Source organism: Pseudomonas sp. WPR_5_2 (assembly GCF_003634475.1).
Classification (GTDB): Bacteria; Pseudomonadota; Gammaproteobacteria; order Pseudomonadales; family Pseudomonadaceae; genus Aquipseudomonas; species Aquipseudomonas izuensis.
This window is the reverse complement of sequence record NZ_RBLA01000001.1, coordinates 1,746,261-1,760,904: the sequence shown is the minus strand read 5'-3', so window position 1 is coordinate 1,760,904 and position 14,644 is coordinate 1,746,261. Positions and strand designations below refer to the sequence as shown.

Sequence of the window (14,644 nt, the reverse complement as noted above, 5' to 3'; positions counted from 1 at the left end):
TATGCGCGTTCTTGTTACGGGAGCTCAGGGACAAGTCGGGCACGAGTTGCTCCGGCGAGTCCCTGCCGGATTCTCGGTATCTGGCTTTGGTTCGCAGGATCTGGACATCAGTAACGCTGATCAAGTCCTGGCAGTGTTTACATCGATCAAACCGGAACTGGTCATCAACGCGGCTGCGTACACAGCAGTGGACAAGGCTGAGACTGACGTCGAGCGAGCCTATGCGGTCAATTCGGACGGAGTAGGGTTTCTTGCGGCGGCTGCGGAAAGGCTGAGCATTCCACTTTTTCATATATCCACGGATTATGTGTTCAGTGGTGATAGTGATAAGCCATACACGCCCGATGAGGGGACTCAGCCCTCCGGTATTTACGGGTTGAGCAAGTTATCCGGAGAGCAGCGACTGATTGAAGAATGTTCGCGCCATCTGATCTTGCGCACCAGTTGGGTGTTTGGCGCGCACGGCAATAATTTCGTGAAGACCATGCTTCGTCTTGGAGCGGACCGGGAAACATTGTCTGTCGTCGCCGACCAGCATGGGGGCCCCACCTCCGCGGGTAGCATTGCCGATACGCTTTGGGCTCTGGCTTCGAGTTTTCAACAGGAAGGTCGTCTTGACTGGGGGGTGTATCACTACAGTGGTGCACCGGCCTGTACCTGGTATGACTTTGCCAATGAGATATTCACACAATCCATAAGCCTTGGTCTGCTGGAACGGCGCCCCCAACTCACGGCGATCACTACCGCAGAGTATCCAACACCAGCCAAGCGTCCGATGTGGTCGGTGCTGGATTGCCGAAAGCTGGCAGACGGATACGGATTATACCCCTGCGACTGGGCTCAGGATCTTCGGTCCGTTCTTCAGCAGCTGGGAGACCTGAAGGGCGCCTGATGCTGGATAAAGCTGAAAAACAGTCCGACTATTAATAACATTCTTCGCGGCATTTGAGCTTTCCTCATTCAATACCGCATTATCGCAAGCCCTCTGAATACGTGGTGTTCATTGGGCATTTATACATGTTAGAAAAATCCATGGCTCATCATCGTGATCAGCGCTATCGGTAGAGCAATGTCTCATCGGTGGCATAGATCTTCTGTCGATGACATGATCTACAAGAGGTAAGGTGAGCGGGCGCGTAATATATCTGCATCTGGTCATGCTTTCGCTTCTTGGTACTTAGTATCAATCCTGTATATCGAGAAGGAGTCTGATATGAAAAAGCTATTTGCTATCACGCTATTGGGCGCTTTGAGTACCACAGTAGTTGCGGCAGAAGAACCGTTGACACTGAGCACTCCTTTGGTGGGCTCAGTCACCGTGGGAACGGGTTTGGCGATTGGTGCGGCGGTAGTCGCGGGCGTTGTGGCCGCGTCCAACAGTGGTGGGAGTTCTAATGGAGGTACCACAGGTACCACCGGTACTACCGGTACCACTAATTGAAATAGTTCTCGGTGTTTTGGACAAGGTCACACAGGGCATCCTGGGTGGCCTTGTTTTTTTGGATGTGCTCTCAACTAGTGTAGTGCCAATATGATTCGTAATCTTTCTGTTGCCATACTGGCAAGTATTGCCTTGCAAGGCTGCATGTTTTCTCCCGGTCAACATATGGACACCAGTCAAATTGTTCGTGACGGTACATCCGAGAGTGGGAACGTTGAACTGATACCCATCACGCCTAAATTGATCGCAATGGAAGCCTCCACTCAGGTCGACGAGTCAATCCCACCAGAGTTGTTGAGTTACTCACCGGAAAGTTATCGGATCGGTGCCAATGATTTGCTGTTCATTACCGTTTGGGACCATCCGGAGTTAACCGCTCCTTCGGGTCCACAACAGCAGATCGACGCAAACGGACGTCTTGTACGGCCGGACGGAAAGCTGTTTTACCCTTATGTTGGCAACATCGCGGCTGCGGGTAAAACAATCGAAGAACTACGCGCCTATATTTCTGAGCGACTCACCCAGTTCGTTGATAGTCCGCAAGTCGACATCAGTGTATTGCGGTTCGCCAGTCAGAAAATCGTTGTGTCCGGTGCAGTTGTCAGAGCCGGACAGCAACCGCTTACCACGACGCCCTTGAGTGTTGTGGAGGCTGTTGGTTATGCCGGTATCGATCCGCTCAACGCTGATCTGTCGGGCCTGACGCTGACGCGTGATGGTCGTGAATATAAGTTGGATCTGGACGCATTGAACCGCCAGAAAAACTCCGCGCTACCCAACGTTTACCTCAAGGCGGGTGATCAGTTGTATCTGCCTTACAACGATCGTAAACGCATCTATGTCATGGGTGAGGTTAACCAGCCTCGGGCATTGACCTTCAAAACCAAAACAATGAACTTGTCCGACGTTCTGGGTACGGTGGGCGGCCTCAACCAGACAACCTCCAATGGCAACGCCGTTTATGTCATCAGGGGAGTCGAAAATCTGGACAAGGAACCAGCCAAGATTTTCCAGCTGGAAGCCACCTCGCCATCTGCCATGGCACTGGCAACGCGCTTCGATGTACAAGCGCAGGACGTGGTCTATGTCGGCCCCGCCAACATCACGCGTTGGAACCGTTTTATCAGCCAGTTGGTACCGTCCGCATCCATCGTGGGTATAGGCGCAGCTGCAAGAAACGATATGAGCGAAGCCGGCAGCAGATAAGGGCAAATTCTACCCGTGAATATTTTGCGCAGCAGCGCCTGCTTGGCGATGGCTTTCATGCTGTGTGGGTGTAACCCACTGATGAAAGCCTCTTTCGATACCCTTAAAGCGTCCGCCATGGGGCCCGACTCTCTGGAGTTGACCCAGGCTCAGGTGGACGCTGTTCCTTTTCCTCAGATCAAAGTCACCACGTCTTCCAGCGAAGGCGTCATGGCAATGATTCGCCAGCGTGGCGACCTGCAGTTCTGGGTCGCTTCCGGTAAGCAGGTGTTGTTGATGCGCGACGGTTTGATCGTGCGCAGCGTCGGGCTCGGTATCAACCTCGATGGTACCCGCTGGGAGGGTGAGTCGCCGTTCAAGCGTGGGCTGCATCGGCTGCCCGACGGTTATAGCAGCACCCGCTGGATCGATCTTTATGACGGCTACCGTGTCGGGATTGCCGTGAGCAGCCGGTTTACCCAGGAAGGCATTGAGGATGTCAAGGTGATGGACAAGACGTATGCCTTGCTCCGCGTTGATGAGCGCATTGATGCGCCTCAAATAGATTTCCATGCAGTCAATCGTTACTGGGTCAGGCCACAGGATGGTTTCGTCATTCAGAGCGAACAGCATCTAACGCCTCAAATTTCCCTGAAGTTCATTCAGTTGCGTTCTCAGCAGGGAGCTATTCATTGAAGCGTCTGAATATAGTGTTTGCCGGCTTGTTATTAGCTGGCTCAGGCCTGGGCCATGCCGACGTCACCGTCAGTGGTGACGTTCGCAGTCCCGGCCCATTCAAGATCCAGCCAGGCGCCCGTTTGCTGGATGTTATTACCGCTGCACAACCCAATGCTGAAAGTTACTGGTTGGCTGCCGCCTGGTTACGCCAGCCTTTGCTGGAAGAGCAGCGCCGGTTGAAAGTCGGCGTACTGTTTGATCTGAAAGTACTGCAGCGTGGTGCCTTGTTGTTTAACAAGCCTGCCCGGGCAGCCTTGGCCGACCAACTCTATGAGGAGGTTGCTCGACTACCGGTTACGGGGCGCCAGGTTGCAGTGCTTGACCCTGTGGCGGTCGAGGTCGGGTTTGCCCTCAACGATCGCATCGATGAGGGCGACCATCTTGTCTATCCACTTCGTCCAGATACCGTGGAAGTGTTGGGCGCTGTCGCGAAACCTTGCCGGCTGCCTTATCGCGCAATGCAGGAAGCCCGCGACTATCTGCAAGCTTGTCAGTCCTCCGCCGATGCCGAGATGGATTACCTGTGGATTATCCAGCCCGATGGCCACACCCAGCGGATAGGCATTGCCTTGTGGAATCGGGAGGAGGGGCACTGGCCCGCCGCCGGCAGCAAAATCCTCGTGCCGATCAAGAACGATGATCTTGACCCGCCAACACCTGAACTCAACCAACAGTTGGCCGAATTTCTCGCCACTCAACCTGTGGCTGAGGTGGCCCCTTGAAGTTACGTTTTGCAGCCGTTCTGTTGTTACCTTGTGGTTTGGCTCATGGAGAGCCGCGTTATACCCAGAATGATTTCGGTGGGGTGGGCTTGTTACAGACACCCACCGCACGCATGGCGCCTGCCGGTGAACTGAGTGTCAATGCCAGTCGAACTGAACCCTATACTCGTTACAGTCTTTCGCTACAGCCCTTTGAATGGCTTGAGGGCTCGTTTCGCTATACCGCCATTACCAACCGGCCATACGGCCCCGAGTCACTCAGTGGCGATCAAAGTTACAAGGATAAGGCCGTTGATGCCAAAGTTCGTTTGTGGCAGGAAAGTCATTGGCTTCCTCAAGTAGCACTGGGCTTTCAGGACATCGGCGGTACGGGCTTGTTTTCCAGCGAGTACTTTGTCGCCAACAAACGCTTCGGCAATTTTGACTTCAGTGGCGGTGTCGCTTGGGGGTACATGGGGAGTCGGGGAGATTTCGATAACCCACTTGGGTGGGTCGATGACCGCTTCGATACAAGACCGCCCAGCGAAGGGACAGGTGACTTCAATGCGAATTACTTTAGAGGATCACCCTCCGTTTTCGGTGGCGTCGCTTATCAGACACCTTGGGCACCGCTCAGTTTGAAGCTCGAATACGAAGGCAATGATTATAAAAGTGAACCCTTCGCTAATTCGATTAAACAAGACACGCCCGTCAACATCGGCGCCGTGTACAAACTGACAGACTCGATTGACCTCAGCGCTGCCTGGGAGCGCGGCAATACCGCCATGTTCGGTATTACCCTGCACACCAACTTCGCCAGCCGCAAGACGCCAGTGAAGACCTACGACCCGCCGGCTGAGCCTCTTCCCGCTCAAACGCCTGCTACTCCCCCGGAGCAGGTCAATTGGGCCAACGTGTCCCAACGCCTGCAAAATAATGCCGGCTATAAAGTGGAGCGCATCACCCAGCGTGGCTCTGAGTTGTTGGTGTATGGCGAGCAGTCCCGTTACTTCTATTCGGCGAAAGCTGTCGGCCGGGCCAGCCGAATCCTGGATAACAGTGTCAACGACGATATCGACTGGTTTACCTTGGTGAACAAGCGATACGACATGCCTCTGGAAGAAACCAGTGTGCCCCGCGAAACCTTCCGCGAGGTGGTCAAGAACGAAGAGTCTCTGCAAGATTTGCATCGCGCAACCGAGGTCAATGCCGCGGTACCGCACACCGAGACCACGCTGTATACCGGGGTGCGGGATCCTTTCTCTTATGGACTGGGCCTGGGGTACAAACAGAACATCGGTGGACCTGATGGCTTGCTCTATCAGATCACTGCCGATGCGGACGCTGAATACCGCTTCACCCGTAATACCTGGTGGAGTGGTTTGCTTAGCGTCAACTTGTTGAATAACTATGACAAGTTTACCTACGACGCACCGAGTGGATTACCTCGAGTACGCACAGACCTGCGCAAGTATCTGACGACCTCCGACGTCACCATGCCGACGTTCCAGCTCAACCACGCCAAGCAGTTGGACAAGGATCTTTATGGCATGGTTTACGGGGGGTATCTGGAGTCCATGTTTGCCGGGGTCGGTGGTGAGGTACTGTTTCGCCCGGCGGGCCAGCGCTGGTCCGTCGGTGCCGATCTGAACTTCGTTCGCCAGCGTGACTTTGACCAAGGCTTTGGTCTGCGTGACTACTCGACCGTTACGGGGCACGTCACGGGCTATACCGACTTGCCTTTCGAAGCGCAGGCGGCTGTCAGCGTGGGCCGTTATCTGGCCCGGGACTGGGGCACTACGATCGACCTGTCCCGTGAGTTCCGTAACGGCGTGCGATTTGGTGGCTGGGTCACGCTGACCACGGCGACTAAAGAGGAGTATGGCGAGGGTAGTTTCGACAAGGGAATCTACATCTCCATTCCTTTCGACGAGTTGATGAGCATGTCGACGATGCGTCGTGCCAACATCGTCTGGGCGCCTTTGACCCGGGATGGTGGTGCGCGGCTGAATCGTAGTTACTCGTTGCACACGATGACCGATAGCCGTGACAGCGATTTGTTCTATCGCAACTTCGAGAAGATTACCGAATGATGATTGGCGATCTGCAAGGTGGGTATGCCGCCTTGCAGATCGCTCTGAGGTTCCTACAGCCTGGTGACACTCGACAGCGGCAGGTTGATACGCTGCTCGCGTTGCAAAAAGTTCATCAGCAACACAACCCGCTCATCGCCATCCATCGCTAGAAAAAGCGCTTCCAGCTCCGCAAAACTCCCTTGGTTGATACGCACCAGGTCGCCCTGTGTCAGCAACGATTGTGCCGATGGTTCGCGCTCGCGCAGTTGAAGATGCCCAATCACATCATCAGCAATCGCTACAGGCTGACCGCCAAAACTGACTGTCCTCAATACGCCTCGCGTCGAACGCAGGGGTGCCCAGTTGTCGTGCAAGCTGAGCTGGATAAACAGATAGCCGGGAAACAGCGACTCGCACAGTGTCTGCCGCTTGCCCCGCAGGAGGCGTTCGCGACGATAAGTCGGGCGATAGCATTGGTAACCCTGACGCTGCAGATTTTCCTCGGCGCGCTCATCCTGGTTGGCTTTGCAGTGAATCAGGTACCAGGCGGGTTTGGCATATTGTTTACTCGCGATCATCCGAGTCTTCCTTACTTGGCGAGTTGTTTAGTCTTGAGTTGCACCGGACCAAGCGAAAAGGGGACTTTCGTCCCCTGATTAATCCGCTGGCGCACCATCAAATTGAGGCTCGCCGTCAATAAATGTCTTTTGACAGCAAGGTGAATGGCGTCTTCACCAGGATTTTCAGATCCAGCCACAGCGACCAGTTGTTGATGTACTTGAGGTCGATCTCGACGCGCTTCTGCATCTTGTCGATGGTGTCGGTCTCGCCGCGGTAACCGCTGATTTGAGCCAGTCCGGTGATACCTGGTTTGATTCGGTGACGAGCCATGTAGGCGAGAATCTTGCCGGAGTAGTAATCATTGTGAGCAATGGCATGCGGACGTGGCCCGACAAGGGCCATATGGCCTTGCAAGACATTGAACAACTGCGGCAACTCATCGATTGAAGTGCGCCGGATAAAACGTCCGATCGGCGTTATCCGCGAGTCATTACGACTGGCCTGCTTCACTTCGTGGTCATCGTGCACGCGCATCGAGCGAAACTTCCAGACCTGAATGACCTTGCCATTCCAGCCATGGCGGTCCTGTTTGAAGAATACCGGGCCCTGGGAGGTGAGTTTGACCGCCAGGCCAATCGTCAACAGCAACGGGCTCAGAACGACAATGGCCATCAGCGCCACGCTTTTGTCGAGCAGGCTTTTGCTCAGTGCGGCGGTAGGTTGGCTGGTCAGCGGGCTTTCATTCAAATGGATCGCCGGAAGGCCATCCACATCACTGACCGAGTGATTGAGCAGCGTCAGGCTGTTCAAGTCCGGTACCCAGACAACATCGACGTGGGCATCCAGCAGATCGCCATACATGGCCTCGATCTGTGCCGCTTCACTCAGCGGCAGTGTGATGTACAGGCGGCGGATATCGTGGGTCTGGATCAGTTCCAGCAGTGCCTCTTGCGGGCCTACAACAGGTGGCGCACCCTCAGTCATCAAGGGCGTGGCGTCCGAACTGACCAGGCCGACCAATGGGAAATGCTCAAGGGTACGAAGCTTGTTGGCCAACCCCAATGCCAGATCGCCAGTACCAACAATCAGCGTTTTCCGCTCCCGTTGAAGTGAGCGTTGGTAGTATTTCGAGAAACCATGCAACGGGACATATAACAACGCCTGCCCGATGTAACTGCAGATGGCCCAGATCAGAATGATCTGACGGGAAAACAGTTCATTGGCCTTGCAGAGGAACGCGACAATTGCTAACGCTGCCAACGTCATTGACCAACCCATCAGGAGTCTTATCAAACCTTCCAGGTAATTGTCTTGCTTTGCATAGACGCCGCACCAGGTATAGGCGGGCACGGATGCAAGTACGGTGAGTGTTGCGCATACTCGATAATAGAATTCTACGTTTCCATTCTGGTAATAAACCAATAGAAGTAACAGGGCGACAACAAAGCCCTGACCCATTGCCCACTGTCCCCAGAAGGTCAATCCTTTGAGAGTGGTATTTCGATTGATACGAAGATTGTTAACCATGCGATATCCCCAAAATACGTTCATTTCCGTGTCGACAGACAAGAACCAAAGTTGATCTGGCATGTATTATTGTTTTTGTTAGATAGCCAACCGTTGACGAACTGAAACGCCAAGGGCGGCGCTGTCGCCAGTAAATAGAGTAAGTGATTGGTTTGAATGCTGTCTGACGACTTTTAACGATAGGGGTGGTATGTTTCGGTTGATATATTGGGCAAGCAAGGCGTGTTAGAAATGGTCGATAAACTGGTTTTGTGGGGTTGGGTTTATAGAAGAGGAGAGGCAGATTGGGAAGTGAGGCGGTGTGCTTTTTTATTGTTGTAGTGCACTACCTGGGATGGCCGTTTCATTGACTCAGGTCAGACTTTGCCTCGGGTGATTTTTTGTATCAGGCAATACCCTCGGTTGCGGACTGCACGAAAAAGACGCTCGCCATTGCTGGCGCTTTTGAACTTTTCCTGGAGTCTGCTCAGGCACATTTCGAGACCGCGATAATGTTCGGGTTCTCTGCCGATGCTGCGGATAAGGTCGTCCTTGCTGACCACGCGATCATCATGATGCAGCATGGTCTTGAGCAGCGTGGCCTCCAGTCCAGTCAAGACAATCTCTATGTCATCCTTGATCAGTACGCCGTTGCCATTGCTTAATCGCCAGGTTTCGTTAAATGGGTTGCATTGTTCAGTCGAGTTGGAGACGCAATCCCTGGTGTCATCCCCGGCATCATCGGCGAAGCAGACGATGTTATCGAATTGAGTGTCGGATTGGGCAGTTTGCCACTCAGACTTGAATGTCGAAAGAACGCGCTGTGTATCATGCTTGATAACAGGCGAAACCATTCTGTCCACGTGCGGGAAAATAAATTCCATAAGTTTTGGAGCGGAGGAAGGTTGGGCCACACTTTCCACAAACATTTTTGCCTGTGACGTACCGAACGAGTTATATCGCTTGCTGGAAAGTAGTGCTTCCAGTTCCAGTTGTAGCGCTGGGTTATGGGTTACTACAACAAAGTATTTTCTGAGGAGGTTCGTGCTGCTATCCATGGCTCTCTCCTGATGTGCACGCCTGGTAATGGGATTAAAGGTTTTCGGCAGGGGAGTAATGGCTCCCTTGGAAATAGTCAAAGGGCAGCGCTCGGGCCAGTACATGGCTGGCAGCATGCTCGACGCTGTCCGCTATAAAGCAGACTTTATTATTGTGCGCTTGCAGGATCATGCGTTCGTAAAGTCGGTTGAAAAGGTCAGGGTTGCCCGTGAGCTTAAGGTCCAAGTCTAAGGTCGAAATGGAAATCTTTATATAGTCGAATAGATTCAGGGTTGTGTATGTTTCGATACTTTCGTCGTAGATATCGAAGCCATCGAATGCGATTTCTATGCCGTGATCTTTCAATTGAAATACGTTGTGGAGGACATTTTTTTTGTCGGTAAAACTGTCCATCGACAAAGGCAGCGTGTTTAGTGCGATCACCAGCGTCTGACCAAAACCACGCAGGATGTCGCTGCACCGGATCAAGTCTTCAGTGAGCTCGGCATGGGTGAGCGCAGACTGTTCTACACACACAAATCGGTGGCTCAGATGTTTGTTTTCGCTAGCGCTGTTGCGGTTTTTCAGCGAGAAAGCGCTCAGCCGGGTCTGCATCAGCACTTCGCTGTAGATGCCACCCATCTGATGCGCTGCTGGTGCGCCAGAGTCAATAGCGGACAAAATCAGGCTATCGTCGGATTGTATTCTGATCTCGCTGGCAAATGGGCAGCCATCGCGTGTAAGAATCAATTGCCGAGAAAAGTGTTGATCCGCGCGGTCGAAGCGAGGCACGCATCCGGTTGCGTTCATAATGCAAAAACTCCGTTGCACATAAATAATCAGGTGGTAGAAATCAAACCCCTGATTAAACGATATCCATACCCACGAATGCTTTGAATGGCGTTGGTGCCATACATGCCTTTTATTTTGCCGCGAAGGCGGCTGATCGATTTTTCCAAGGCCCTTGGGTCATAGAAATTTATATTGAGCCCCATGACTTTGGCGATTTCATCATGGCTCAATATCTGGGTTTTCGTTTGAGAAAAAGCTTCAAGAATTTTCATTTCTGCAAACGAGACATCAAGCTTTTTATAGTCCCCGATGAGGCACATGCGAGTCGGGTCCAGGAGCAGATTGTCTTTCTTCTGCCATTCCGGGCTACTAAAGACCTCGGAAAACACCTCGGCGCTATCATCAGGCGTTCTATTGAACTTTATGCAGTAATCGGCGCCGGCAAGATAATATTTCATCTTGTTGTAGGTGCCTGAGCCCGTGATAGCCGCAATAATTGTTGACGCCAAATTGTCGGCGCGAAGGCCTTCAATCAAGGCAATACTTTCATCAAGCGCCTGGGGGCTATCAATGACGACAAAAACCGCCCGATACAAATCAAGGTGCTTGTTTCTATTGAACGAATTGCTGTAGCACGCTGCATCAACGGTTATATCGGTCCCTGCGTGGCTGGCGACTAATTCCCTGAAACCCTCAGCTACGATATGGGTCCGTCCGATGGTGAGAATCCCTGTCTGCTCCTTTGCGTGGCTGTGAATTGAAGTCGTTTTGGTCCCTGTAAGCATCATGCTTTGACTCGGCTGGGTGCAGACGGTTGGATGTTAAAGCACCAATTCTCATTTGTGACTGACAATTGGTAACATTTCACCAAAATTTGATGCGGTAGACACGTTTTTTTTAACATTGCCGAACAATCGGACGTGATCGTTGGGTGTGGACAGCCAAATTGGCCAGGAATCAGGAGAGGGTTACAGGGTATAGCATTGTGCCATCTTTTTGTATCGATATCCTGATTTGCCGGACCGATAAGCTGTGCGTGTGGCCGAAGCGTGAATCGTTTTGCGCTTTTTCCTGGAGGATCAATTAGCCCTGAAAATTAGTTGCCTGTAGAGGGTGTTTCGCGACGTTTTTGGTAAAGGTATATCAAATAATAACTGATATATAACTTTCGTTTGTTAGTGCTGATATGGACAATTGATAACAACCAGTTTCATTACGGGCCATGATGCGTTTTACTTTCGCGCTCGCCAAATTGTATTTGCCAGGCTGAACTAACATCAGCTTGGACATTTGGTATTTTTGGAATGAGTCAGGTGGCGAAAATTCCAAATACTTGAATAGACAGCAGTCCCTTGAAGGGCGTGTCGTGTGGGGCTAGCGGAGAATTTATGGATTTTTGGACGACCATCACGGTGCTGATCCTGGGGGCGGTCGAAGGGCTGACGGAGTTCTTGCCTATATCAAGTACCGGGCACCAGATTATTGTCGCGGACTTGCTCGACTTCGGCGGCGAACGGGCAATGGCGTTTAATATTATTATTCAGCTCGGCGCGATCCTCGCGGTGGTCTGGGAGTTTCGTCGCAAGATCCTCGAAATCGTCAGCGGTTTGCCAACCCAGCGCAATGCACAGCGTTTTACCTTGAATCTATTGATCGCCTTTATGCCGGCCGTTGTCCTTGGGGTATTGTTCGCCGACAAGATTCACGAGTACCTGTTCAACCCGATCACCGTGGCGATGGCATTGGTGGTGGGTGGCGTGATCATGTTGTGGGCCGAGCGCCGCGAACATGTGGTGTGCGTCGATCATGTCGACGATATGCGTTGGACGGACGCATTCAAAGTCGGACTCGTACAATGCCTGGCGATGATACCGGGCACTTCGCGCTCAGGATCGACCATTATCGGTGGATTGCTGTTTGGACTGTCGCGCAAGGCCGCGACCGAGTTTTCGTTCTTTCTGGCCATGCCGACCATGGTCGGCGCCGCCGTCTATTCCGGCTACAAGTATCGAGATCTGTTCCAGGCTGGCGACCTGCCGGTTTTTGCCTTGGGCTTCGTGACGGCGTTCGTATTCGCCATGATCGCCGTTCGTGGCTTGCTCAAGTTCATCGCCAACCACAGTTACGCCGCATTCGCCTGGTACCGGATCGTATTCGGATTGCTGATCCTGGCCACATGGGGATTTGGCTGGGTCAACTGGACTGAAGCGGTGCACTGAACACCAGTACCAGGCTGCGGGATCAGCAGCCTGGTATCGGGTAATGCTTAACGCCCTTCAAGCAACTGCGCCGCCTGATCCAGCAAGGCCAACGGCTCTTTGGCCTTGTGGATATCCACCGACAACAACTGGCGAAACTTGCGCGCCCCCGGAAATCCGGTGCCCAGCCCCAGCACATGCCGCGTGATGTGATGCATCGAACCGCCTGCATCGATGTGTGCGGCGATATACGGCCGCAACTGCGCCAGCGCCTCGGCGCGCGTAATCACCGGTGCGGTGCTGCCGAACAGCTGCTGATCCACTTGCGCCATCACATAAGGGTTGTGATACGCCTCGCGGCCCAGCATCACCCCGTCGAACGTCTGCAAATGCTCGTGGCAGGCCTCCAGCGTCTTGATCCCACCATTGAGAATAATCTCCAACTCCGGAAAATCCGCCTTCAACCGCGCCGCCACGTCATAACGCAGAGGCGGAATGTCACGGTTCTCCTTCGGCGACAACCCCTCCAGAATCGCAATCCGCGCATGCACGGTAAAACTCGTGCACCCGGCCTCGCGCACCGTACCGACGAAATCACACAACTCTTCGTAACTGTCGCGCCCGTTAATGCCGATGCGATGCTTCACCGTCACCGGAATCGACACCGCATCGCGCATCGCCTTCACACAATCGGCCACCAACTGCGGATGCCCCATCAGGCACGCGCCGATCATATTGTTCTGCACCCGATCGCTCGGGCAACCGACGTTCAGATTCACCTCGTCGTAACCGTGGTCCTGGGCCATGCGTGCGCAGGCAGCCAAGTCGAGCGGCACACTGCCACCCAGCTGCAACGCAAGCGGGTGCTCGGCTTCGTTGTGGCGCAGGAAACGTTCGTGATCGCCGTTGAGAAGCGCGCCGGTGGTGACCATTTCGGTGTAGAGCAGGGCGTTTTTCGACAGCAGGCGTAGGAAGAACCGGCAGTGGCGGTCAGTCCAGTCCATCATAGGTGCAACGGAAAACCGCCGAGACAGCGTAGAGCTTGAATTTACTGGGGATGTAGCTGATTTCTGTACCATTTTACTCTACGTGTTTTATGCCGGTTTTCGGGGGTAAATGGGCGTTTTTGAGAGGTCACTGGTACAATGTACCAACCCCTTTCACAATTGTACCAGTTGACCATGGCCACGATCAGAGCACGGAAACGCACCGACGGCAGCATCAGTTACACGGCACAGATACGCCTGTTTCGCGATGGAGCGCAAGTTTACCAAGAGAGCCAGACCTTCGCCCGAAAACAGGCCGCCCAGGCCTGGGTTCGAAAGCGCGAGACCGAACTGGACCAGCCTGGTGCCATCGAGCGGGCAAACTGCCAAGGCGCCACGGTCAAGGAAATGATCGACCGTTACCTGGCCGAAATGGAAAAAGTCCGGCCCCTGGGGAAAACCAAACTGGCAACGCTCAAGGCAATCAGTGAGTCGTACCTGGGCAAGCTCAACGACCAGGACATCAACAGTCAGCAGTTGGTCAAGTATGCACTGTGGCGCATGGGCAAGGAGGGCGGCGGCGTCCAACCTCAGACGGCCGGTAATGATCTGGCCCATCTCGGTGCGGTACTTTCGATTGCCCGGCCGGCATGGGGGTATGAAGTTGAGCCCCACGCAATGGCGGATGCCCGAAAGGTGCTGAAGAAGCTCGGCTATAACATGAAGAGCCGTGAACGTGATCGGCGGCCTACCCTGGAGGAGTTGGACAAACTCCTGACGCACTTTCGTGGGATTCAAGCCCGCCGACCAACGTCAATCAATATGCTCAAGATGACGGCGTTTGCATTGTTCTCAACGCGTCGTCAGGAAGAGATTACGCGCATTCTGTGGACGGATCTGGACGAAGAAGGACGGCGGGTGTTGGTGCGCGATATGAAGAATCCCGGTCAAAAAATCGGCAACGACGTTTGGTGCCATTTACCGCCCGAAGCCTGGGACATTCTTCAAACTATGCCGAAATCGCTACCCGAAATTTTTCCGTACAGCGCTGAGTCCGTGTCCACGTCCTGGACCAGGGCTTGCAAGATCCTGGGCATTGAGGATTTGCACTTTCATGACTTGCGCCATGACGGTGTCAGCAGGCTATTTGAGATGGACTGGGATATTCCGCGAGTCGCCAGCGTTTCGGGGCACAGGGATTGGAATTCAATGCGTCGTTATACCCATCTACGCGGTCGTGGCAACATCTATGCGAATTGGAAGTGGTTAGAGAAGGTTTTACAGGCGCCCGTGAAATTGGGCGCCAGGACCTTGAAGTAGTTCAGCTACCTCGTGGTGCCGCGCGCATGCCCGGCCCGGAATTAACTAGTTGGAGGACATTGTACAAGCGCGTTGAGAACATGGTGAACCATGCGTTGGTCAG

14 protein-coding genes are annotated in these 14,644 nt (G+C 53.5%); 8 read left to right on the top strand and 6 right to left on the bottom strand.

Going from position 1 to position 14,644, the window contains the following annotated elements:
• Position 1 precedes the first annotated feature (1 nt).
• From rfbD to BJ917_RS07770, 6 genes are all read left to right on the top strand, one after another.
• Positions 2 to 892: a dTDP-4-dehydrorhamnose reductase gene (rfbD, locus tag BJ917_RS07795; RefSeq protein WP_096512609.1), complete on the top strand. Its 891-nt coding sequence runs from the start codon at positions 2 to 4 to the stop codon at positions 890 to 892.
• Positions 893 to 1,213: 321 nt separating this feature from the next.
• Positions 1,214 to 1,441: a hypothetical protein gene (locus BJ917_RS32255; protein ID WP_121102964.1), complete on the top strand. Its 228-nt coding sequence runs from the start codon at positions 1,214 to 1,216 to the stop codon at positions 1,439 to 1,441.
• 90 nt (positions 1,442 to 1,531) lie between these two features.
• The gene (locus tag BJ917_RS07785; RefSeq protein WP_096512607.1) at positions 1,532 to 2,647 is read left to right on the top strand and encodes a polysaccharide biosynthesis/export family protein; all 1,116 of its coding nucleotides are present in this window, start codon (positions 1,532 to 1,534) and stop codon (positions 2,645 to 2,647) included.
• 15 nt (positions 2,648 to 2,662) lie between these two features.
• A complete protein-coding gene (locus BJ917_RS07780; protein WP_305955476.1) occupies positions 2,663 to 3,322 on the top strand; it encodes a YjbF family lipoprotein in 660 nt (219 codons plus the stop codon).
• Complete coding sequence (locus tag BJ917_RS07775) at positions 3,319 to 4,086, top strand: capsule biosynthesis GfcC family protein (RefSeq protein WP_096512606.1); 768 nt, start codon at positions 3,319 to 3,321, stop codon at positions 4,084 to 4,086. The genes BJ917_RS07780 and BJ917_RS07775 overlap by 4 nt, the downstream gene beginning before the upstream one ends.
• Positions 4,083 to 6,158 (top strand): YjbH domain-containing protein, encoded by a 2,076-nt coding sequence (locus tag BJ917_RS07770; RefSeq protein WP_121102962.1) that lies wholly within the window; start codon positions 4,083 to 4,085, stop codon positions 6,156 to 6,158. The genes BJ917_RS07775 and BJ917_RS07770 overlap by 4 nt, the downstream gene beginning before the upstream one ends.
• Before the next feature lie 53 nt (positions 6,159 to 6,211).
• On the opposite strand, the gene rfaH is transcribed toward BJ917_RS07770, so the two are convergent.
• The 5 genes from rfaH to BJ917_RS07745 form a co-directional block, all read right to left on the bottom strand.
• Positions 6,212 to 6,718 carry a transcription/translation regulatory transformer protein RfaH gene (rfaH, locus tag BJ917_RS07765; RefSeq protein ID WP_096512604.1) on the bottom strand — a complete coding sequence of 169 codons (507 nt, stop codon included), beginning with the start codon at positions 6,716 to 6,718 and terminating at the stop codon, positions 6,212 to 6,214.
• Positions 6,719 to 6,833: 115 nt separating this feature from the next.
• Positions 6,834 to 8,228, bottom strand: coding sequence for an undecaprenyl-phosphate glucose phosphotransferase (locus BJ917_RS07760; RefSeq protein ID WP_121102960.1), 1,395 nt, complete (start codon positions 8,226 to 8,228; stop codon positions 6,834 to 6,836).
• A 356-nt stretch (positions 8,229 to 8,584) separates the two neighbouring features.
• Positions 8,585 to 9,265 (bottom strand): helix-turn-helix domain-containing protein, encoded by a 681-nt coding sequence (locus BJ917_RS07755; protein WP_121102958.1) that lies wholly within the window; start codon positions 9,263 to 9,265, stop codon positions 8,585 to 8,587.
• 34 nt (positions 9,266 to 9,299) lie between these two features.
• Positions 9,300 to 10,055: an EAL domain-containing protein gene (locus BJ917_RS07750; protein WP_121102956.1), complete on the bottom strand. Its 756-nt coding sequence runs from the start codon at positions 10,053 to 10,055 to the stop codon at positions 9,300 to 9,302.
• A gap of 29 nt (positions 10,056 to 10,084) precedes the next feature.
• Entirely contained in the window at positions 10,085 to 10,825 is a 741-nt protein-coding gene (locus BJ917_RS07745; protein ID WP_372237691.1) for a winged helix-turn-helix domain-containing protein, read from the bottom strand.
• A 600-nt stretch (positions 10,826 to 11,425) separates the two neighbouring features.
• Here BJ917_RS07745 and BJ917_RS07740 point away from each other — a divergent pair.
• Positions 11,426 to 12,256, top strand: a complete 831-nt coding sequence (locus tag BJ917_RS07740; protein WP_121102954.1) for an undecaprenyl-diphosphate phosphatase — start codon at positions 11,426 to 11,428, stop codon at positions 12,254 to 12,256.
• Between the two features lie 47 nt (positions 12,257 to 12,303).
• Here BJ917_RS07740 and dusA read toward each other — a convergent pair whose 3' ends face one another.
• A complete protein-coding gene (gene dusA / locus BJ917_RS07735) occupies positions 12,304 to 13,314 on the bottom strand; it encodes a tRNA dihydrouridine(20/20a) synthase DusA (protein ID WP_121102952.1) in 1,011 nt (336 codons plus the stop codon).
• Between the two features lie 102 nt (positions 13,315 to 13,416).
• Here dusA and BJ917_RS07730 point away from each other — a divergent pair, with 102 nt between their 5' ends.
• Positions 13,417 to 14,541, top strand: coding sequence for a site-specific integrase (locus tag BJ917_RS07730; protein ID WP_121103106.1), 1,125 nt, complete (start codon positions 13,417 to 13,419; stop codon positions 14,539 to 14,541).
• The last annotated feature ends 103 nt before the right edge of the window (positions 14,542 to 14,644 follow it).